This window comes from Psychromonas sp. MME1, from assembly GCF_041080865.1.
Lineage (GTDB): Bacteria > Pseudomonadota > Gammaproteobacteria > Enterobacterales > Psychromonadaceae > Psychromonas.
Genome location: NZ_CP160906.1, coordinates 2,115,023 through 2,137,626, shown reverse-complemented (window position 1 = coordinate 2,137,626; position 22,604 = coordinate 2,115,023). Strand labels below are relative to the sequence as shown.

14 protein-coding genes are annotated in these 22,604 nt (G+C 37.2%); 12 read left to right on the top strand and 2 right to left on the bottom strand.

Annotated features, from left to right (window positions below; all coding sequences use genetic code 11):
- Nucleotides 1-34: 34 nt before the first annotated feature.
- Complete coding sequence (locus AB2N10_RS09805; protein WP_369434664.1) at nucleotides 35-517, bottom strand: carbohydrate binding domain-containing protein; 483 nt, start codon at nucleotides 515-517, stop codon at nucleotides 35-37.
- Nucleotides 518-1,348: 831 nt separating this feature from the next.
- On the opposite strand from AB2N10_RS09805, the gene AB2N10_RS09800 reads away from it, so the two are divergent.
- From AB2N10_RS09800 to AB2N10_RS09750, 11 genes are all read left to right on the top strand, one after another.
- Nucleotides 1,349-2,086, top strand: a complete 738-nt coding sequence (locus AB2N10_RS09800) for an aldose epimerase family protein (protein ID WP_369433771.1) — start codon at nucleotides 1,349-1,351, stop codon at nucleotides 2,084-2,086.
- A 28-nt stretch (nucleotides 2,087-2,114) separates the two neighbouring features.
- A complete protein-coding gene (locus AB2N10_RS09795) occupies nucleotides 2,115-2,393 on the top strand; it encodes a hypothetical protein (protein ID WP_369434663.1) in 279 nt (92 codons plus the stop codon).
- A 53-nt stretch (nucleotides 2,394-2,446) separates the two neighbouring features.
- Nucleotides 2,447-3,535, top strand: coding sequence for a sn-glycerol-3-phosphate ABC transporter ATP-binding protein UgpC (locus AB2N10_RS09790; RefSeq protein WP_354623838.1), 1,089 nt, complete (start codon nucleotides 2,447-2,449; stop codon nucleotides 3,533-3,535).
- 146 nt (nucleotides 3,536-3,681) lie between these two features.
- Nucleotides 3,682-4,779 (top strand): helix-turn-helix domain-containing protein, encoded by a 1,098-nt coding sequence (locus tag AB2N10_RS09785; RefSeq protein WP_369433770.1) that lies wholly within the window; start codon nucleotides 3,682-3,684, stop codon nucleotides 4,777-4,779.
- 675 nt (nucleotides 4,780-5,454) lie between these two features.
- Nucleotides 5,455-6,549, top strand: a complete 1,095-nt coding sequence (locus AB2N10_RS09780) for a helix-turn-helix domain-containing protein (RefSeq protein WP_369433769.1) — start codon at nucleotides 5,455-5,457, stop codon at nucleotides 6,547-6,549.
- 170 nt (nucleotides 6,550-6,719) lie between these two features.
- A complete protein-coding gene (locus AB2N10_RS09775) occupies nucleotides 6,720-9,077 on the top strand; it encodes a glycoside hydrolase family 3 N-terminal domain-containing protein (RefSeq protein ID WP_369433768.1) in 2,358 nt (785 codons plus the stop codon).
- Between the two features lie 79 nt (nucleotides 9,078-9,156).
- The gene (locus AB2N10_RS09770; RefSeq protein ID WP_369433767.1) at nucleotides 9,157-12,573 is read left to right on the top strand and encodes a hypothetical protein; all 3,417 of its coding nucleotides are present in this window, start codon (nucleotides 9,157-9,159) and stop codon (nucleotides 12,571-12,573) included.
- Between the two features lie 481 nt (nucleotides 12,574-13,054).
- Nucleotides 13,055-14,101, top strand: coding sequence for a sn-glycerol-3-phosphate ABC transporter ATP-binding protein UgpC (locus AB2N10_RS09765; protein ID WP_354623845.1), 1,047 nt, complete (start codon nucleotides 13,055-13,057; stop codon nucleotides 14,099-14,101).
- A gap of 11 nt (nucleotides 14,102-14,112) precedes the next feature.
- On the top strand, nucleotides 14,113-15,369 hold the full coding sequence (locus tag AB2N10_RS09760) for an ABC transporter substrate-binding protein (RefSeq protein ID WP_369433766.1): 1,257 nt from the start codon (nucleotides 14,113-14,115) through the stop codon (nucleotides 15,367-15,369).
- A 255-nt stretch (nucleotides 15,370-15,624) separates the two neighbouring features.
- On the top strand, nucleotides 15,625-16,407 hold the full coding sequence (locus AB2N10_RS09755) for a carbohydrate ABC transporter permease (RefSeq protein WP_369433765.1): 783 nt from the start codon (nucleotides 15,625-15,627) through the stop codon (nucleotides 16,405-16,407).
- Nucleotides 16,407-17,237 (top strand): carbohydrate ABC transporter permease, encoded by an 831-nt coding sequence (locus AB2N10_RS09750; RefSeq protein WP_354623848.1) that lies wholly within the window; start codon nucleotides 16,407-16,409, stop codon nucleotides 17,235-17,237. The genes AB2N10_RS09755 and AB2N10_RS09750 overlap by 1 nt, the downstream gene beginning before the upstream one ends.
- 954 nt (nucleotides 17,238-18,191) lie before the next feature.
- On the opposite strand, the gene AB2N10_RS09745 is transcribed toward AB2N10_RS09750, so the two are convergent.
- The gene (locus tag AB2N10_RS09745) at nucleotides 18,192-19,367 is read right to left on the bottom strand and encodes a hypothetical protein (RefSeq protein WP_354623850.1); all 1,176 of its coding nucleotides are present in this window, start codon (nucleotides 19,365-19,367) and stop codon (nucleotides 18,192-18,194) included.
- Nucleotides 19,368-20,200: 833 nt separating this feature from the next.
- Between AB2N10_RS09745 and AB2N10_RS09740 the strand changes: the two genes are divergently transcribed.
- Nucleotides 20,201-22,459 (top strand): endo-1,4-beta-xylanase, encoded by a 2,259-nt coding sequence (locus AB2N10_RS09740; protein ID WP_354623851.1) that lies wholly within the window; start codon nucleotides 20,201-20,203, stop codon nucleotides 22,457-22,459.
- Nucleotides 22,460-22,604: the final 145 nt, after the last annotated feature.

Below are 22,604 nucleotides of genomic sequence, written 5' to 3'. Positions count from 1 at the left end.
GGTATAATGACTTCTTTTTTGAAGCTTTTTCCTTTTAACGAGACGTCACTAAAACAAATATCAGCTTTTTTTGTGCACCTAGCTGAAATTGGAATCCGGTTTTAGCATCACTTGGCTCTTTTTGGGTGAAATTAAAGGAATATGTTTTTGCCGTTGGACCAACAGAAATATCTTCATTAAAGTAACCAGTGTAGGGAGCGCCATCATGTTGAATTAATGCTTTAAATTTAGTTTCAACAGAAGAACGTGCGGTGAAGTTGACTTGATATGATTGTCCATTTTCTAGACCGAGACCACCTTGACCTAAAATCACATCCCAATTATTAGAACCTGGCTGTGTAATATTAACACAAGCTTCGCCATTTTTTACTGCTAGTTGACCACCTGAAACCCACCAACTTTCTTCTCCCTTTTTAAATTGAGGGTTTTGTAATAACTCCCCACTCTCACTTTGTTTTGATTGGGAATTATTTGATAATTCTTTTTTTTGCTGTAGAACTGTTTCCAGTCGTAACACAGCCAACCACTAAACCCGCTGTTAGAATAGTTGCTATCCCTTGACCTACTATACTTTTTCGATAAATAGTCATGAAAAACTCCGTTATATGATGCGATAAATTTTATCCGAAATAAAAAGCTAAATGGTTAGTTGTTTTATTAACTTCAAATAGTGAGGATATATTTATCCTTTTAGTTATTTTCTTCAATTGTGATATTTGATAACGGAACTCGTCTATTTGGTAATTGTGATCTGCATCTTCGACCAGAAATATGCGAGCGATGAATCTAGTCTATTAGTCTGTCTGAGTGGAAAAGTATAACAATAGCGTGTTTTTATGAAGCTTAAAATATATGTAGTTAAACGATGAAACGTCCAAAGCTAAGAATGTCTCTTAACTGAGCATTTCAGACGCTCTTACTTGCTACAAGGGCAAGAACCCATGTTCGAGAAGTGGATATTAATCCGATTTGCGATTTTACAATTCCCCAAAATGGCCTAAAAACGGTCATTATTCAACCCATAACATAGCCTCACAATGTGGTTATACAAAGCAAAATTATCTTTATCAACGCTATCGAAAGCAATTCAATTATGCGTCGTTCGAGTATTGAAAGAGAGCTCCGTCGTATATTATTTTGTTGAAAGAGGGCAAAAAGAGGGAGATTTTGTAATTATTTTATTGTGATATTTGGTTCATTGATTCACTAATTTTGTAATTGTGCGCCGGATATAGATTAATTTTTTCGAGAATCACTCATATTACTACCACTTAAGTTTAAATTTATTAAAAAGGTCCAACAAAATATCATTGTTGTTGCCCTTTGAAATAGGGAGTTAGGAAACGTTATGTTACTCAAAGAGAGGCGGCAAATTAAAAGTAAGCCTTGGGGTGAATACCAATTATATACACTGTCTAATGATAATGGTATCCAAGTTGACATATCAAATTTAGGGGCAACTATCGTTAATTTATATGTTAAAGATAAAGTAGGAGACATAAAAAATATTGTACTGGGATATGACTCTCCTCAAGAATATTTAGATGGTGATGTTTTTCTTGGCTCTGTTGTTGGTCCTTGGGCTAATCGTATTGCACAGGGAAAATTTGAACTCAATGGTGAGCAAATTGTTGTTGATCAAAACGAGGGCCGCAATCATTTGCATGGAGGCTCATGTGCAATCCATAAAAAGAAATGGGTACTGGAAGCGGTATCAGCAACTTCTGTTACCCTAAGAACAAACATTGCTTATCTTGAAGGTGGTTTTCCTGCGAACATGGAGATTTACGTCTCATATACGTTGAACAATGATAATGAATTAATGGTTGATTACTTAGCAAATGTTGATCGTGATACCCCTGTTAATTTAACACAACATACCTATTTTAATCTTAATGGTGGAGGTGATGTACTTGATCATTCGCTTACTATTAATGCTGAAAAATACTTCGTAACGGATGATTTTTCTATCCCGGTTGATAAGTGTGCCGTAGAAAATACCGTGATGGATTTCCGTAAACCTAAAAAATTACGTAAAGATGTTCTTGCTCAACCTCGTGAATTAGCGATAATCAAAGGGCTTTGACCATTGTTGGTGTCTTGAGGGAGAAGGCATTCAATTTGCTGCCACTGCGTATAGTGCGAAAAGTGGGCTATTTTTGAGAGTTTATGCGGATCAAAGTGGTCTTCAGTTTTATTCAGGAAACTTTTTAAAGAATGTTACTGGTCGAAATGGCCAAACATACCAGCAATATGCTGGTTTGTGTTTAGAAACTCAGCATTATCCAGATCAAATCAATATGGATACGTATAAAAAGCAATGCATTTATACACCTCAAAGACCTTATAAGCACAAGGTTATATTCCAATTGATATCCAATGAAAATTCATAAAATTTAAACTAAATAATGTTAATTCGATAGACTAAATTAAGGTAGAAATGAGAATGGCTTCAATAGAATTCAAAAATATAGATAAAATTTATCCTGGCAATGTACACGTTGTTAAAAATTTCAATTTAAAAATAAAAGAAGGGGAGTTTATTGTGTTCCTTGGTCCTTCGGGCTGTGGAAAATCAACAACATTACGGATGTTAGCTGGATTGGAAGATATTTCTGGTGGCGATATTATTATTGGTGATGATGTTATTAATGATATGGAGCCTAAAGACAGAAATATTGCAATGGTATTCCAGAGCTATGCTTTATACCCTCATATGACTGTTTACGATAATATCGCATTTTCTTTGAAGCTTTCTGGTTTAAAGAAAGCTGAAATAGAAAAAAAGGTTAGACCTATCACGGATATGCTGCAATTAACTCCATTATTAAACCGTAAACCCAAAGCATTGTCTGGAGGGCAGAGACAACGTGTTGCGATGGGCAGAGCCATGGTACGTACACCAGAGGTGTTTTTATTCGATGAGCCTCTTTCTAATTTAGATGCAAAGCTGCGCAATGCGATGCGCAGTGAAATTAAAGAGCTCCATAGAAAAATAAAGAAAACAACAATTTATGTTACACATGACCAGGTCGAGGCTATGACATTAGCTGATCGAATTGTGGTTTTACATGGTGGGCATATCGCACAAGTTGGTACGCCTGAAGAGATTTATAATAGACCCGCGAATAAATTTGTGGCTGGTTTCATTGGTAGTCCATCAATGAATTTACTCGAAGGTAAAATACAACAAGCGGAAAGTTTATATATTGAAGTTGCGGGTGAAACGCTTCCTTTGCCAACAAACAGTATGCAAGTTCAGAAAAATCAAAATGTATTAATTGGCATACGCCCAAGTGACATACATTTATCTGCAGAGTTACTTGAAGATTCGGTCGCTATTAAAGTGAAAGTGGAAACATTCGAATTATTGGGTGCTAACATACATTTAGAAACACAGTTTGGTAAGTGTATATTGACCGTTGAAACGCTATCCAGTGATTTAATCGAAGAGGGGCAGATAATTGATCTGTATATTGATAAGACAAAAATGCATCTTTTTGATTCACAAACTGAAGAGGTGATCGCGAGATAATTTTGAATGTTTAATATCCAAATTTCTCTAGTTATGAAGTCGTTTGGGTATAAAGAGCGTGTTTTCTTGCTTTCGGTAATTGGCATGCTCTGCTTTATTTTGATCGTGATTAAGTTAATAAATAGATATATTAAATGGATATTAATATGAATAAATTATTATTGTTGATTGATACTAGGTTCTATTATGATCGAGAAATATTAAAAGGTATTAAAGCCAAAATTGACGAATATCAATTAAAATTGACGATTGCTATTGAATCTATCGAACATGCCGATGAGATTTTGTCCGAGCAATGGGATTACGTTATTGCTGATTTTGATAAAGGAGATCGCCACCGAATTATTCCGCGTTTAAATTCTAATGTCCTTATATATTCTAGTTATGCCATTGAACACCCTCCAGAGTCTGTATCGACCTTGGTTAACGATAATGAACAGTTTGCTTGCTTAGCATTAGGACAATTCCTGCAAAATGATATTCATAATGTTGCATTTTACATGGAACCCAGAGAATGCAATGCAGGTTGGGCGAATGAACGAAAACAAACGTTCGATAATCACGCGAATCGGCTCGAATTTAAATATTTTGAAAATGTCAAAGAAGCGATTGCTTCAAGGCAATTTCCTTTAGGGGTTTACTGTGCTTCCGATCGTTCGGCAAGAAAGTTGGTCAACTTTTGCACTGAAAGAAATATTGCAGTGCCAACGCAGGTTTCTATTATAGGGACAGACTGTGACGATGCTGAACGTTCTATCTCTCCTTTGCCGTTAAGTTCCGTTAACCATGACCCTTATATGTTAGGACAGCGCTGCATGGATGTGCTACTTAAAGCAAAACGATTCAAAAGAGTATTGCATGAGAAGTTTCAGCCTGCTAGTTTAATGAATAAAAAATCAACACAAGAAGAGATAAATCAGGATCACATTGTAAACAAAGCACTTTATTATTTACATAATAATTTTCATTTCAATATAAAAGTTCAACAAGTTCTTGATTATTGTAGAGTATCTCGTAAGACGTTAGATAATCGCTTTATTAAATGTAAAGGGGTAAGCGTACACCAATATTTAGCGACTTTGCGTATTCTTAAGTCTAAAAAACTACTCAGGAATAGTAAAGACTCGATAGAGAGTATCGCCTTACAATGTGGTTACCCTAATCAAAGTTATCTGTATCAAATCTATAGAAAACAATTTGATTACACTCCTTGTGAGTATCGTCAAGGACTTAATGCAATGTAAATTAACGGCCTGGGCATTCAGTTAGTTGAAGGTTTTATTAAAGTCGGGATCAGATTTTACATGATTCAAAGTTTGGGCACTGCAATAAATTAAAAACAGTGTAACTGCTTATTTATACCAACAGATATGTTAATCGAACGATTTGGCAAGGTAAGCAGTTATGGCCATCGCTAATAATTGCTATTAATAATCCTTTAGTTCGAATTAAACGCATCAGGTTATCAATTCACTCCTTAATATCGGTTAATAAAAAACTCAAGCTATTCCCACCAAATGATTTACGTGAAAAATTATATTGCTGTGATGGATGCATCAAAGTAATGGATAATACCAATTAGAAATTTGAATATATCCTTAAACCCCCTTATTCTTGGGTGGCTAACTGTACGGTTACAAACAGCCTTGATGAATCGACCAATATTGATAAAAAGCTCAAGGAATGAATATCAACAAATCAGCTGGAATGTCTTGTTATTTAACAGATTTCTAAAGCTGTTTACTGGTGTTATGGTAACAAAAATGGTTAGAAGATAAGGAGATCAATAGCCTTCTAGTTTGTCGATTTTAGCCTGACAGCACATCTCATAACCATTATTATTCACGTTAATTTATTCATTAAAAATTATTATTGCCTCTATGTAGGCCTCCATTTTACTGACACTGTATGGTATACCTATGACTAAATTATTACTGTTGATCGATACAATGTTTCATTTTGATAGGGAAGTGTTGAAAGGTATAAAATCAAAAGTCGATGAGTATCAATTGAAGTTTACTATCACTATTGACTCGATTGAGCATGCTGAAGATATACTTTCCCAGCATTGGGATTATGTGATTGCAGATTTTGATAAGGGAGATCGCTATAGAGTTATTCCCCGCTTAAATACGAATATTCTGATCTTCTCTGGTTATAGAATACAAAATCCCCCTGAATCTGTGTCAACGTTAGTGAATGATAATGACCACTTTGCTTGCCTAGCATTAGGGCAATTTATGCAAAATGACATTGAGAATGTTGCATTTTATATGGAGCCTCGGGAGTGTAATACGGGATGGGCGACTGAAAGATTAGAGTGCTTTGAGAAACACGCCAATGAATTAGAGTTTAAGTACTTTAATGATATACATGAGGCTATCGCGTTGAGGAAATTTCCTCTAGGCGTTTATTGTGCGACAGATCGCTCGGCAAGAAAGTTAGTTAATTTTTGTATTGAAAGAAATGTAGAAGTGCCAAAGCAAGTCTCGATTATCGGTACGGATTGTGATGATTCAGAGAATGCTATTTCAGCCATTCCATTAAGCTCTGTTAATCATGATCCCTATGAAATTGGGCAACGCTGTGTAGAGGTTTTAGTTAAAGCCAAACGTCTTAAACGAATAGTGCACGAAAAGTATCAGCCTGTGAGTTTAATACATGGAAAGTCAACGATAACCATGGAAAGTCAAAATGATATTGTCAGTAAAGCCCTGTATTATTTGCACAATAATTTTCATATGAATATAAAAGTTCAACAAGTTGTTGATTTTTGCCGGGTATCTCGCAGGACTTTAGAGAATCGTTTCATTGCTTGTAAAGGGGTAAGCGTACATCAATATTTATCAGATTTAAGACTTTCTAAGTCTAAAAAATTACTCAGAAGCAGTCATGACTCAATCGAGAGCATCGCCTTACAATGTGGCTATCCAAATCTAAGTTATTTTTATAAAGTATATCGAAAGCAATTTAATTATACGCCGTTAGAGTATCGAAAGGGAACAATGGCTTAATCTTCTTCTGTGAAAGAGAACCATATAAAAAATTCGTAGCTGCGTCACATTGTGATATCTGGTTGATTGATTCACTGATTTGGCAACTGTGCGCTAGATCCTGATTAAATTTTTTGAAATCGCTCATATTATTGCCACTTTAAGTTTTAATAAAAAAAGGTGCAGCCTGTATGAGTATTTATAAAAACCCGCATTATTCAATTCAAGAAAGATTGGATGATTTAATGAGCCTGATGACTATGGATGAAAAAATTGCCCAGCTAAGTGCTCAGTGGCTACTTTTAAGTCCAACGGGAGAGCATAAAGATTGTGAATTAGAAATGTCTACGGGAGATTCCCGTAAGCCAATTAAAGAGCGCTTAAAGCATGGCTTAGGTCAAATTACTCGCCCTCTTGGTACATATACGATTAGTGCAGATGATGGTGTAAAAGCACTGAATTTGCTTCAGAAATTTCTCGTGGAAGAGACACGTTTAGGCATTCCTGCGATGTCTCATGAAGAGTGTTTAGTGGGGCTTATGGCAAAAGGCGCTACGTTATTTCCTTCGTCACTTAATTATGGTCATACTTGGAATCCTGATCTGATTGAAGAGATGGGCCAAGCAATTGGTAAGGAAGTTCGCCAAGTAGGGGCACATCATGGTTTAGCTCCAGTTCTTGATGTATCACGTGATGTTCGCTGGGGAAGAACAGAAGAGACACTAGGGGAAGATCCCTACCATGTCGGTGTGATTGCTACAAGTTATGTTAAAGGTCTTCAAGGTGATAAACGTGACGTATTAGCGACATTAAAACACTATGTAGGGCATTCATTTAGTGAAGGTGCGCGCAACCACGCTCCGGTACATCTGGGTTTTAAAGAACTCAATGACACATTCTTACTCCCCTTTGAAATGGCCGTTAAATTAGGTAATGCTGGTTCTGTTATGCCTGCTTATCACGATATCGATAATGAACCTTGTCACTCTTCTAAATACTTATTAACAACTGTTTTGCGTGATCAATGGGGATTTGATGGTTTGATTGTAGCCGATTACGGTGGTATTGAATTATTGGTTTCTCATCATGGAATTGCAGCAGATAGAGCTGAAGCCGCTGCACTAGCTTTTAATGCAGGTTTAGATATCGAACTACCGGATGATGCTTGTGCTACTCATATTCAAGACGCGATGGAAAGAGGGCTTATCTCTGAAGCCAAAATTGATGAGATAGTTGCACGTGTTTTAAAAGTTAAATTTGAACTTGGTTTATTTGAAAATCCTTATTGTTCGGAAGATCATATTGAAATTCAGTCACAGCAAGCCATCGATGTTGCCTATAAAGTCGCGTCTCAGTCGATAGTCTTATTAGAAAATGATGGCACTCTGCCACTTAACTCGCAGAAAAAAATAGCCGTTGTTGGGCCAACCGCAGATGATCAGCTGGCTTTACTCGGTGGCTATAGTTTTCCTGTTCATCTTATACTGAGTAGTCTTGGCGATGACGAAAAAGTATCAAAAACGATATTAGAAGCCGTTAAAGATCAATTTGAAAACGTTGAATATATTAAAGGCTGTGAAATATTGACGGAACGTCATGCGAATGCACCGGTTTTTCCTGGTGATGTCGATCTGGCTATGGGGCAAAAAATGGAATCCCCTGTATCGCAAGATATTAGTCAAATATCTGCAGCCGCGGCAGTGATTGCAGATGCTGATATCGCATTAGTTTGCGTAGGAGACTTAGCTGGTTTATTCCAAACGGGTACCATCGGGGAAGGCTCTGATACTGATAGTCTCGATTTACCTGGCGTACAACAAGCGCTAATTGACGCCGCGCTTGAAACAGGTAAACCTGTTGTTATTCTTGTTACAGGCGGCCGTCCATATAACCTCAATGGTGCAGAAGAAAAAGCAGCTGCTGTTATTTTTGGTTGGGCTCCTGGCCAAGAAGGTGCCGATGCAATTGTCGATATAATAACGGGTAAACAGTTGCCATCAGGCCGTTTGACGTTAACTATACCTAAAAATGTTGGGGCGGTACCTTATTACTACAATCATAAATTGAAGAGCAGCGGTACACCGATAGCCTACCACTTTGGTTCAAAATATAATTTTGGATATGGTTTAACCTATACGAATTTCGATTATAAAAATATGTCGATTGAAAACTCAATTGTCGATATTAATGGCGTTATAAAAGTATCGGTTGAAATTGAAAATACGGGGGCTATGGATGGTTGTGAAGTTGTGCAGCTATACGTAAAAGATAAGTTATGTTCTTTAGTCAGACCTATTCGTGAATTAAAAGGTTTTACAAGAGTAGATATTAACGTTGGCGAAACAAAGCAAGTCACCTTTGAATTACCCGTTGATATGCTTAACTTTACGGACAATCAGCATCAACGTGTTGTCGAGCCGGGTGAATTTGAAATTATGATTGGTCGTTCGGCAACCGATATTGTATTTACAGAAACCGTCAATGTAACGGGTGAGCTAAAACTATTACCCAAATATTGGAATATGCTATGTAACACGGTTGTCCAATAACACTCGCAATAATTTCCTTCATAAAATTCCAAATAACAAACTGTTATTTGGAATCACCTACTTAAATTCGAGTTTTACCATGAAAAATAACAATAGAGCCAACTTATTGGCAGAGATATCCGGAAAATTTGTTACTGTCGATGGTGATAAATACTATCAAATTAGCAACGCTGACCAGATGAAACCCTTTTTTATTAGTGTGGTATCGGCAAGTGATCACTGGTTATTTATTTCATCGACGGGGAGCTTATCTGCGGGAAGAATTCGCCCTGAAAATGCATTGTTCCCATATAAATCTGTAGATTGCATTCACGAAAGTGCGGAAAATACAGGTAGCAAAACCATTGTGCAAGTGCATACCGAAAATGGTGATAAACGATGGGAACCCTTTAATCTTCAGCATAATAGCCTTTATCAAGTGCAGCGCAATATTTATAAAAATGTGACTGGCGATAAAATTATTTTTGAAGAAATCAACCTAGATTTGGGATTGACTTTTAAATATCAATGGGCAACGAGTGAGCAATTCGGTTTTGTCCGTACCTCTACTGTAGAAAATAATGCTCAACAGGCTGTTGAATTTGAAATCGTTGATGGTATTCAAAATATTTTACCGCCTAATGCACCGCTTGCTGTTATGCAGAATGCAAGTGCGCTACTGGACGCTTACAAATGGAATGAGCTATTACCTAACAGCTCACTGGCAAGCTATAGCTTATACGCAAAATTAAGTGATCGTGCTGAACCTGCCGAATCGTTACTGGCAACAACGGTCTTCAGTATTGTTGATGATTGCCAGTCTATTTTGCTCTCAAGTGAGCAGTTAAGTGCCTTCCGTCAAGGTAACAAAATGTACAATGAAACCTTGCGTCGAGGTTTACGTGGTGCCTATTTTATTAATAAAAATTGTAAGCTTGCTGCTAATCAAAAAGAGAGTTGGCTGATTGTTGCTGATATCGATAAAACCCATAGAGAGATTGTTGAGTTACAACAGAATTTATGCAAAGAGAAAATACAAAAATCGGTCGAAATTAATCATCAAGAATTGCTGATGTTGATGGCTGGCAGTGATGCTTTCCAAAAAACAGCACAAGAAGAAACGACGGTACACCATTATGCCAATGTGCTGTTTAACAATATGCGTGGTGGTGTTGTTGTTGATCAATATTGGGTGGATAAAAATGACTTTGTAAAAACGTTGACGAATGCGAATAGAGTAGTCGCAAAACAACATGCCACCTTTCTTGCGAATTTATCAGATCGCATAGATTATCAGGAGTTGATTGCTTTAGCTGCAAAAGAAAACGATGCTCAATTAGTGCGTCTTTGTCATGAGTATTTGCCCCTAACCTTTGGTCGCCGACATGGTGATCCTAGTCGACCATGGAATCATTTTGAGATAAAACTAAAAGATGAAAAGGGCGACCGTCTACTATCTTATCAAGGTAATTGGCGTGATATTTTTCAGAATTGGGAAGCTCTTGGTTTGAGTTATCCAAACTTTGTGAAATCTTTTATTTCTAAGTTTGTGAACGCATCGACTATTGATGGCTATAATCCTTATCGTATAACCAAAGCGGGTATCGATTGGGAACTCTTAGAATCAGATGATCCGTGGAGTAATATAGGTTATTGGGGCAATCATCAAATTATTTACTTATTGAAGTTTTTAGAGTTATCTAAGAAATACCAGCCACAAGAGTTAACTGCATTGTTAAATACTGAAATATTCAGCTATGCAAATGTGCCTTATGAAATTGGGGAGGCTGAGCAACTATTTATTGATGCTAAAAATACTGTAACTTTCAACGATGAAAAACAAGCGCTAATTGAAGATCGGATTGCACAGCTAGGCAGTGATGGGCGATTGTTGCTAGATGCTAATAATAACGTTTATCTAGTTAACCTAACAGAAAAACTATTGGTACCCTTATTAGCTAAATTGAGCAATTTGGTCATTGATGGTGGTATCTGGTTGAATACACAACGTCCTGAGTGGAATGATGCGAACAATGCAATTGTCGGCACAGGCCTGTCTATGGTTACCTTGTATTACATGCGTCGTTATGTCATTTTTTTACAGGCGTTATTAAAAGACTGTAATGATACGGTGGTTCTTTCCGTAGAGGTAGCGCAGTGGCTGACTGTAACAACGCAAATTATGCAAGAAGCGCATGAAATTCTGAATCAAGGGGTTATCAGCTGTGAAGCACGCAACACCGTACTTCGTAAACTGGTTAGTACGGCTGCAGGTTATCGCGCAATTGTTTATAAAAAAGGTTTTTCAGGCAAAGCAACAGTAGATAACTCATCAATGATAGAACTGCTTGAAACAAGCTTAAAAGTTATAGATGAAAGTATTGAAACTAACTTGCGCAAAGATGGTTTGTACAATGCTTATAATATTATTGATTACACTGAAGATTGTGTGGATATTGATTTTCTTTATCCGATGCTTGAAGGTCAAGTCGCGGTATTATCTGCAGGAGTATTATCGCCTAAACAAGCAATTTCTTTGTTGGATAATCTTTATGCTAGCAACATGTTCCGAGAGGATCAGAATACATTTATGCTTTATCCTGATCGTGATTTGACTCGTTTTGAAAATAAAAATCGGATACCTGCACAGCGTGTAAATGGCAATGCTTTGCTTAAAAATATGATCGAAATAGGTGATCGCACTATTATTGAGGTAGATGCACAGGGGGATTACCACTTTAATGCCACCTTTGAAAATGGCCGTTTTTTAGCGGCTGCTCTTAAAAAGAGTGGATCTAAAGATAGTAATGCCATCGCAGATGTATTAACAATTTATGAAGACGTATTTAATCATCAGGCGTTTACAGGCCGTTCAGGGGCAATGTTTGGTTATGAAGGCCTTGGCTCTATTTACTGGCATATGGTCTCAAAATTATTACTTGCTGTGCAGGAAAATTATTTCTCCTCTTATGAACAAGATCCAACGTTCAGGAAACCAAAAAACTCGCAGAATACTACTATAGAGTGCGTGCTGGTATTGGATTTAATAAAACGCCAGATGTTTATGGGTGCGTTCCCGACTGACCCATATTCTCATACCCCTAAGCAGGCGGGGGCTCAACAACCCGGTATGACGGGGCAGGTAAAAGAGGAAATATTAACCCGTTTTGGAGAGTTAGGCCTATTGGTTAAAAATGGTCAAATTTATTTCCAACCATCATTACTTAAACAATCTGAGTTTTTAGTGGACGAGAGTAAATTTGAATTTATTAATATTAATGGTGAGTATGAAACAATATCATTGGCACCCAAATCATTAGCATTTACTTACTGCCAAATACCTTTTATTTATGAGATTGCTAATGCTGCTCAGATAGTGGTGCAAATGACAAATGGTGAAGCGCTTTCGTTAGCGAGTTTAGAGCTAGATACAGAAATGAGTCGTTTGATATTTTCTCGTCGGGGTGATATCAAACAAATACGCATTGCGCTTCAATCAAGCATGTTATTACCATGAAATAGGGCTAATCCATTGACCTATTGAAGGTCTTTGGATTCCTCGCATATTTATTGACAGTTGGCTTTCAGAGATAAATAGTTCTAATTACTAATTGTACTAATTGCAAAATAACTAACTTGAAGTGAAACGCCGTTTCATTTCAAGTTAGCATTCATATTAACAAGCTCAGTAGTTGGGATATCAGGTCATTATGTTTCCTGTTGGCAGCCCATAACGCATCTCTGTTAGATGTATATACGCCATTATTAGGTAGCCGGCTCTCCAAAACATGCTCTAATATCATCTTGAATGAGCACTTAACAAAACAGAAATAGATCGCTAATCACAGTTGTTACTTCTCATTAAAGGATCTAAATCACAAATTATTATCCGTGGGTAAATACTACAATCAACATGCCAATTATGGTAAAGCTAAACTTCATTTTTAAGCAGACAATAGGTTTATTGCTTAACAACAAAGATTATAAAGGTGATTGGTATGGCATCGGTACAATTCAAAAATTTGGAAAAAAGCTATGGCACTACGCCGGTAGTGAAAAATATTGATTTAGATATTAAGCATGGCGAGTTCATTGTTTTACTTGGGCCATCTGGTTGTGGGAAATCGACCACATTAAGAATGCTTGCAGGCTTAGAAGATATATCTGGAGGTGAAATACTTATAGGAGATCAGGTGGTTAATGATCTTCATCCGATAGAACGAAATATTGCCATGGTATTTCAAAGTTATGCACTTTACCCCCATATGACAGTGGCACAAAATATTAGTTTCAGCCTTGAAAATATGAAAATTGACGCTTCAGAAAGAGAAGCAATGGTAAAAAAAGTAGCTGAGATTCTAGAGCTTACTGAGTTGCTAGATAGAAAACCTAAAGATCTTTCTGGTGGGCAGCGGCAACGTGTTGCAATGGGAAGAGCAATGGTTAGAACGCCAGAGGTGTTCCTATTTGACGAACCATTATCAAACCTTGATGCTAAATTGCGCGGACAAATGCGCAAAGAAATTAAGGCATTACATCACAAAGTTAAAACGACTGTGATTTATGTGACTCATGATCAAGTTGAAGCTATGACATTAGCCGATAGAATCGTGATTCTTAACCAGGGGAAAATTGAACAGGTAGGTACGCCTAAAGAGATTTTTGACTCACCGAAAAATGAATTTGTTGCAAGATTCATTGGTGCACCAGAAATGAATATTTTTCCCCTATTAAACGCGAAGATGCTGAGTGATTTTAACTTTAATTCTTCTTTAGATACTTGTAATTCAATAGGTATAAGACCACAACACCTGCACTTTAATAAAGAAGAGGTTTCTGGTCATGACGTGCTATTTATTGATGTGCATGTCAAAGCGAGTGAATTACTCGGTTCGACTTCACATATAGAATGCGAATATCAAGGCAACAAGCTTATCGTTGACACAGCAAATTTAAATACTTTTGTTAAAGGAAAGGCTCGCCTGTTCTTTAATCAAAGCAAGGTTCATCTTTTTGATGAAAACAACAACATCACTTCAAATTAAGGAAAATAAATATGATTATCTTTAAAAAGAAAGCTATTTTTACTGCTCTATGCGCTAGTTTAGTGACTAGCATGGCGACTGCGGAACAGGTCGAATTGACTATTGCTAGCTTCCCTAATTTTAATAAAGCCGCAGAAGCTGCTGCGCCTTTATTCGAAAAACAGTATCCAAATATTAAGCTGAAGTTTGTTAATATGGCTTACTCTGATCACCATAATGCAATGACAACAGCTATGGCTACAGGAGCTAACTTGCCTGATGTTATGGGCGTTGAAGCCAACTTTATTGGTCGTTTTGCTGAGTCTGGAGGTTTAGAACAACTTAATGCGGCTCCTTATAATGCAGGTGAATTTACGCAAAAGATTGTACCGTTTACATTAGGTCAAGCGACAGACTCCGATGGTGCATTACGTGCTATGCCTGCTGATATCGGTCCCGGTGCACTCTTTTATCGAAAAGATGTGTTAGAAATTGCTGGCGTTACTGAAGAAGAGCTTATAAAGGATTGGGATTCTTTTATCCAAGCTGGGGTTAAAGTTAAAGCGAAAACTGGTAATTATTTAATTGCCAATGCTACTGATATTAAGAATATTTATATTCGCTCAGAGTTAAAAGAAGGAGAGGGTATTTACTTTGATAAAGAGCATAATATTTTAGTAAACACTCCGAGATTTAAAGAAGCATTCAGGTTATCAAAAGTAGCGCGAGATGCAGGTATTGATGGAAAAATTTCACCTTGGACAAACGAATGGACGGAAGGGTTAAAGCGTGGAACGATTTCTGTTCAAATGATGGGCGCATGGTTAGGTGGTCATTTACAAGATTGGATTGCACCTGATGATGCTGGTAAATGGCGTTCAGCAGATCTACCTAATGGATCATTTGCTAGTTGGGGTGGATCATTTTTCGCCATTCCTGCAAAAGCAGAGCATAAAGCAGAAGCTTGGGAATTCATTAAATTTATGTCGACTAATAAAGAAGTTCAATTATTAGCATTTAAAGAGATCAATGCTTTCCCTTCACTAATTGAAGCTCAAACCTGCCCAATGTTTGACGAAGAAATTGCCTACCTTGGTGGTCAAAAAGCGCGTCTTCAATGGAAAAAAGCTGCTTTAAAAATTCCATTTGTTGCAATGGATCGCTATGACGAAGTGGCTCGTCAAATCGTTGATGATGCATTAGAGCAAGTATTAGAGCACGATGCTGATATTGATAAGGTTCTAGCTGATGCTGAGAAGCAAATTAAGCGAAGAGCTCGTCGTCGTTAATTTTTAAAAATAGAGGGTGAGCTATCGTTTGCCCTCTCTTATTAGGTACAGGTTATGACATCTATGACATCTATTAATTCAACCAAAACTACTCCCCCAAAAAGTACCTTTTGGTTACGTAATGGTAATAAAATAGCGCCCTATATTTTTATTAGCCCATTTTTTGTTTTATTTCTTATATTTGGTTTTTTTCCACTTCTATTCTCGTTATATCTTTCGTTTCATAATTGGGAGCCCGCGGCGGGACTCTCTGCTATGGAGTGGATTGGAATAGAAAACTATACATTTGCATTAGGAGATGAGTGGTTTCATAAGTCGATTTATAACACCTTTATTATTGCGTTAAAATCAGGTATACCTCAACATGCAATAGCTATTCCGTTAGCCTTTTTTATTCACACTAGTTTTTCAAGGTGGCGTAATACGGTTATAGGCGTCTATTTTGTCCCTTATATTACCTCTACAGTGGCAATATCATTGGTATTTAGTACTCTGTTTTCGCGTGACTTTGGTATGGTAAATCAAGTACTGACATATTTTGGTAATTTCACCATTGCTGACATTAAAGTGTTTAGCTGGTTATTCCCGGTTGATAATGTTGATTGGGCTAGACCTGAATATACTAAGAATATGATTTCATTTGTTGTATTTTGGCGTTACGTTGGATGGAACACTGTACTTTATTTATCAGCTTTACAAACAATCCCTAAAGATTTGTATGAAGCTGCAATTATTGATGGTGCAAATCGTTATCAACAATTTTGGTATGTTACCTTGCCGCAGCTTAAACCAATGGCTTTCTTCGCCGTGACTTTGAGTATTATTGGTAGTCTGCAGTTATTTGAAGAACCATTTATTATTACAGGTGGTACGGGAGGTATTGATCAGGCGGGTAAAACAGCAGCGATGCATATGTATATAACTGCATTCGTGGAAAGTGATTTTGGTACCGCATCAGCAATTTCATGGATTTTATTTATGATGATTGCAGGATTGACATGGCTGAATCATAAACTATTAGGTGGGAGTAATCATTAATGATTAAGGTAAAAAAAGATCAATTTATAGCCTATATTGTGGTTGGGTTGGGTGCAGTTATAATGCTCGCTCCATTTTATTTTATGTTTGTGTTCGCTTCACATTCAAACTCAGGAATATTATCTGTTCCACCGCCTATATTATTTGGCGATTATATAGTCGAAAACTTTAATAAATTAATTAGTTTTCTACCTTATTTTTGGCATAACTTAGCATTAAGTTTATTTGTTGCAATCGCTGTAACAGCACTTAATTTATTATTCTGTTCACTGGCAGGTTATGCTTTTGCCATGTTTGAATTTAAATTTAAGAACTTTTTGTTTGTTTGTATTATGGCGACTATGTTATTGCCTCCATTCTTAGGGATGATCCCAACAGCGATGATTATGTCGCAAATTGGATGGATGAATGATCCTAAGGCTCTTATTATTCCTGCTGCATGTGGAGCAATGGGTATATTCATGATGCGCCAGTATATCTCAAGCTCCATTCCTAAAGAGTTGGTTGAAGCTGCTCGCATGGATGGATGCCGCGAATTCAAAATTTACTGGAGAGTGATCGTTCCTTTAATAACTCCTGCATTCGGAACACTTGGTCTGATAACTTTCATCGGAACCTGGAACAATTTCATGGGGCCTTTGGTTGTTATGAATGATATGAAAATGTTTACGATTCCATTAGCTTTGCGTTCTTTACAAGGTACTGGACAAGTGCCATGGGGAGCGGTAGCTATTGGTGCGGTAATTGCAGTTCTACCACTTCTTGTTCTGTTTGTTATGACATCAAGACGTTTGATTGATGGCTTAACCTCTGGTGCGGTTAAAGGTTAATATCAATTTCAAATAACAGCCATTTTATGTGACTGTTTTAAAAGAAATAGGGGCTTATTAACAAAGATAGCAAACGCAAACAGCGTCACTGTTTTCTTGTTAGATAAGCCCTATTTATTTGCTTCTCTGTCACCTATAATTATTCTTCTACCGTTATGCTGATGCTGCCAAGCTTGGCTGTAATATCCTGCCACATAACCGTTATTGTATGCTTTTCCTCTTTGATTATGCAGCGATGGATCTTGACGCGTTACAACAATCATTACCAACACAATCGGTACCCTCTCTGTATCTTTTATTCAGATAAAAGAGCGCCCATAAGTCAGCGCATAAACTCATTAAAATACGGTGCTGTTTGATGCTTGCAAAGGTCTGTTATACCAATCCGTTAGACCGATATCGTTGCAATTATATTGCTCTGATGATGTTTGTAGATGTAGCTACTCTCTATTTATGTGTTGACACCATTATTTATCGTAAAGCGATTAGTGGGTAAGCGGCTTGGTAAAAACGGCGCTTGAATAACTTCTGTTCCCTGATGCGCTATTTCTGTTTGATCATCGAGGCCGTGACAAAAGAAAGTTACTATATCTGGATAATACAGACTTTGCGTTGGGGTATCAGCAAATAGTGTTTATGTGCAAAAGCAGAGTCAGCGATGTCAATAATTGCAATAACGTTTGATAGGAGCGGATTTGTAGTATCGTTTTTTAGATGCCAACCGGCATAAGTGTTTGATTTATTTTCTTGATTAAGATAATAGATAGCGGCGTTGCATTCAATCGTAATAGCCTGCTATTACTTAATCATGCGCCTTGTTTTTTCTCATTTTTCCTCAACCAGCTATAACCATCATATTATGGTATTCATAAAAATAAATTTTTATTTAATTGAGGGTAAAAAAAAGCCTTCGGCAGAGCCGAAGGCTGGTTAATATTTAAAATAATTTACGGTTTATTCTGTTACAGATGCGGTTACTTTTACGTTGTCGATATAAATAATTGCATCCTCAAGTCCAGCGCCATCAGCTGCTGTGAATTCAAGCTTCACCTGATTTATATCTGTACCATCGAAATTAGCTTGAGCATAATAAGCTTGAATCGATTCTGGTGTAATGTTCTGAATAGTAAATGTTTCCCATGTACCATCAGTTTTAGTGGGCTGAGATTCATTAAATAAACCCATAGAATCAGCTCCACCAGTAGCAAAAGCAGTTTTTACTGATAACTGCCCAACTTGTGCTGCAGATACTTTTATATCAAAGGATAAATCAACACCAGCTGTTGCATCGATAGAACTATCAGTGTCGACAAGTATCACATGGTTTGATGAACCTGTATCTAGCCAGTTGATATCCACTTTCATGGTTCCATCATCAAAAGCTTGAGTCCCAGCAGCAGTGCCCCATTCAGTTGTCCAATTCACGGCATCGGTAAATGTATCTTCGAATAATGCACTTGGAGCTGCTGGTGGTGGAGGTGGTGTTGCACCTGTATCTTCTTTGTGTGCGGTGATTTTTACGTTGTCGATATAAATAATCGCATCCTCAAGTCCAGCACCATCAGTTGCTGTGAACTCAAGTTTCACCTGATTTATATTTGTACCATCGAAATTAGCTTGAGCATAATAAGCTTGAATCGATTCTGGCGTAATGTTTGTAATAGTAAATGTTTCCCATGTACCATCTGTTTTGGTGGGATGAGATTCATTAAATAAGCCCATAGAATCAGCTCCACCAGTAGCAAAAGCGGTTTTTACTGATAATTTGCCAACTTGTGCAGCAGTTACTTTTATATCAAAGGTAAAATCTACGCCAGCAGTTGCATCAATAGAACTATCTGTATTAACCAGTATTACATGGTTTGATGAACCTGTATCTAGCCAGTTGATATCCACTTTCATGGTTCCATCATCAAAAGCTTGAGTCCCAGCAGCAGTGCCCCATTCAGTTGTCCAATTCATGGCATCGGTAAACGTGTCTTCGAATAATGCGGGACCTTCAACAGGAGGTAGCTCTACAACAGGAGGCAGATCTACAACTGGAGATGTCGTGTCCTTGTTCTCATTTAAAATACAGCCATTTAACAACAGGCAAACACTTAATAGCGGTACTACTCTACTCTTTTTCATAACTTACCCTCAATAATAATATTACATTTGCAGGAACATCCTTGCCTAACCGCTATAAATATTCTTCTTTTTAATAGCTTAAATCATTCACCTTTTTGGTAAAGAGGGTTATATATTTTGCAGCGTAGTTAGAATTGTGAGCTATGTAGATGATTTGGATAATGACAATATTCAAGCTCGTTTACCAGTGATTTGTGGGTGATATTTGTTTGATATTGCTGGGTGTCATTAAATCGTATTTACTGCGATGTGATCGATATTTTTTATGGTAACCAACACTTAAATTATTTGAACTTAATCGCAATTACTCATGTTGCGGGGAAAATCATAAATTGATTTGCTAAATACGGTAAAGACGATAAAAAACTGCTCGTTCATAGTTGTACATAGTAATTACTAAATAGCTGCATTATTTTAACAATAGCGCCTGATATTTTTATTTCCGTTGATATTAATTGATAGGCAACTTAATGAATACCGGGAAATTAATGAAGCTATGCAATATTGTTGTTATTTTCATCTCATGTGGTTTCCGCTTGAGTATCTAAACATTAGTTTTATAGAGTGATTTTGCCAATTAGAGATGTGAGTAATTTTTGTTATCGAAAATCGAAGCCTATCTGCAATGTGGTAAATTTTTTGATTAGGTTTCGTACATGGAGGTAATCAATAGGTATATCGAAGCATTTTTTTTTATTAGATGCTTTATTTGTTGGTTTTTAATATCAATAAATTTTAATTGTCAGCTTACTGCGAGCCTGAGTAGAAGGTGCGAAGTTGCAAGGCAATTAGAAATTAATTTGATGATCTGATATTTTACATAAGGAATAATAATGAAAAAAGTAATGTTACCCGCTTTGGTTACCATGCTGTTAGTTGGCTGTGTGAGTAGTCAACAAGAGCAAACCGGTAATCAAATTACCACTTCTCCAATAAACGCAGACACACCATTACGAGTCGAAACACCATTAAGAGAGTTGGGAGATAGAGCTAATCTTGCCATTGGCGCAGCGTTCGAAACGCGTCACTTAAACGATCCGCTCTTTAGAGAGACATTAATCCGTGAGTTTTCGCAAATAACACCTGAAAATGAGATGAAATGGTCATATATAGAGCCAAAAAAAGGTGAGTTTGATTTCTCAAAATCTGATCAACTTGTTGATTTTGCAATCGAGCATGGGATGGTGGTCAGAGGGCATACGCTCGTTTGGCATATACAAAACCCAGACTGGCTAGAAAAAGGGAATTGGTCGAAAGATGAGCTAAGCGATATTTTGGAAAATCATATCAGAAATGTGGTTGGTCATTATAAAGGCAAAGTTGCTTATTGGGATGTAGTAAATGAAGCGCTAGATGATAATGGTGGTTTTAGAGATACCATTTGGTATCGTACATTTGGTGAAGATTATATTGAAATGGCTTTTCGCTGGGCTCATGAAGCAGATCCTGACGCACTTTTATTTTATAACGACTATTCCACTGAAGGGATGAACGCTAAGTCGAATGCGGTTTACCGATTAGTAAAAAAATTGGTTGATAAAGGTGTTCCTATTCATGGTGTTGGCACTCAGTTACATTTAACAGTTGATAGTCCAATTAGCGACGCATCAATTGCACGTAATATCGAACGGTTAACAGAAATGCAATTAAGCTTTCACTTTACTGAAGTCGATGTGCGAGTGCGAGATGGTGATGAATACGCATTAGATGAGCAAGCGAAGCGTTATGAAACACTGGCTAAACTTGCTGCATATTACCCTGACGTCGATATGTTTACGATGTGGGGGCTTACGGATAAATATTCTTGGGTGCCGAGTTGGTTTAAGGGGTATGGGCGTGCCTTGATATTTGACGAAAACTATCAGGAAAAACCTGCTTATTGGGCTTTGAAAGACGTGTTAGTTGATGTCGCTGCTAACCAATTTAGTTACGAACCAATGACGGATTTAAGTAAAATACAACGTTTTATACAACCATTTAACGCAAAGCAACTTGCCTCAAATACATTTGATCCTAAACAAGTCGTTTTTTATCCTTTTGCATATAACCAGCTTGATGTGAAGAACCAAACATTGCCTCCACGTAGTTCGATTGATGGTAAATGGGGCGTGGGTTTTTATATGAACAGCTTAATCGGGCAAGTTATTCGTCATGATAATAAAACGGTTACTGATCAAAAAATGGCGCACGAGAATGATAATGTAGAAATCTTTATCCGCATTGGAGAGCAATTCTGGCAACTAAGATCGATTGTTGGACAAGGATTTGCCCCATCAAACTTCCCTGGAAAAATTATGGGCAAGTGGAGTGATGACGGAAAGGTATTTGATTACAGTATTGAATTCACTGATTTTAAAGATTTAGTTGGAGAGACTATTGGTTTTAATATCGCGTTATCTGACAACGATGGCGATACTGAAAGTGGTGGTCGTAATGCGCAGCTTTATCCGCTTACGGGTAATAATATCGGTTGGCAGGGTGAAGAGTTTGGTGAGTTGTTCATGAATGGGCAAAATGCAGTTATAAAAGCGATCCCTGTTTCTACTCCTCCTGCATTTAAAGCTATAAAGTTAGCGACTAAACCGCAAGATGGTAATGATCCTGTCTTTCATGGGTACACTTATTCTTTAGCTTTTAACCAACTTAATCAGCAAGATATGACAATTGCCCCTGGCGATGATTTGAGTGGTAATTGGACTGTTGGTTACCATGAAAACTGGTTGTATGGCGTGGTTAATCGTGTCGATGATATAACGGTTACATCAATGAAGCAGACATACGAAAATGATAATGTCGAAATTTTTCTACAAAGCGGTGATGCTCCGATGACGCAATTCCGTACCGTTATTGGTCAAGACTTTGAATCGAATCATTACGCTAAACATTATCATGCACAATGGAATGAATCTGGCACGCAGCTGTTCTTTGCTATCGAGTTAGAATCCGCTATAAAATCTGGAGACAGTTTTATGTGGAACATTGCACTTTCAGATAACGATGATGGTGAAAAGCGTAAATATCAACTCTATCCTGTAGCGGGTAGTAATATTGCTTATCTAGGAGAAGAATTAACAAAGCTTATTGTTGAGTAATTTCGATTAGAAGTTAAAAAGGGGGGGACGTCCCCTCCCTTTTTATTACTGGCTTTATTGTATTCAATTAAAAGCAAGTCTTACCTACTCACCGAGAGTTACCGTTAATTGGATCACCAGCTCTTACTCTACTTCTTTTAAGTTA

Excerpts from the sequence above, each read along its gene's own strand:
- AB2N10_RS09760 (WP_369433766.1), top strand. The coding sequence starts at position 14,113 with ATGATTATCTTTAAAAAGAAAGCTATTTTTACTGCTCTATGCGCTAGT.
- AB2N10_RS09770 (WP_369433767.1), top strand. The coding sequence starts at position 9,157 with ATGAAAAATAACAATAGAGCCAACTTATTGGCAGAGATATCCGGAAAA.
- AB2N10_RS09750 (WP_354623848.1), top strand. The coding sequence starts at position 16,407 with ATGATTAAGGTAAAAAAAGATCAATTTATAGCCTATATTGTGGTTGGG.
- AB2N10_RS09755 (WP_369433765.1), top strand. The coding sequence starts at position 15,625 with ATGGAGTGGATTGGAATAGAAAACTATACATTTGCATTAGGAGATGAG.
- AB2N10_RS09790 (WP_354623838.1), top strand. The coding sequence starts at position 2,447 with ATGGCTTCAATAGAATTCAAAAATATAGATAAAATTTATCCTGGCAAT.
- AB2N10_RS09775 (WP_369433768.1), top strand. The coding sequence starts at position 6,720 with ATGAGTATTTATAAAAACCCGCATTATTCAATTCAAGAAAGATTGGAT.
- AB2N10_RS09745 (WP_354623850.1), bottom strand. The coding sequence starts at position 19,367 with ATGAAAAAGAGTAGAGTAGTACCGCTATTAAGTGTTTGCCTGTTGTTA.
- AB2N10_RS09800 (WP_369433771.1), top strand. The coding sequence starts at position 1,349 with ATGTTACTCAAAGAGAGGCGGCAAATTAAAAGTAAGCCTTGGGGTGAA.
- AB2N10_RS09740 (WP_354623851.1), top strand. The coding sequence starts at position 20,201 with ATGAAAAAAGTAATGTTACCCGCTTTGGTTACCATGCTGTTAGTTGGC.
- AB2N10_RS09780 (WP_369433769.1), top strand. The coding sequence starts at position 5,455 with ATGACTAAATTATTACTGTTGATCGATACAATGTTTCATTTTGATAGG.
- AB2N10_RS09785 (WP_369433770.1), top strand. The coding sequence starts at position 3,682 with ATGAATAAATTATTATTGTTGATTGATACTAGGTTCTATTATGATCGA.
- AB2N10_RS09765 (WP_354623845.1), top strand. The coding sequence starts at position 13,055 with ATGGCATCGGTACAATTCAAAAATTTGGAAAAAAGCTATGGCACTACG.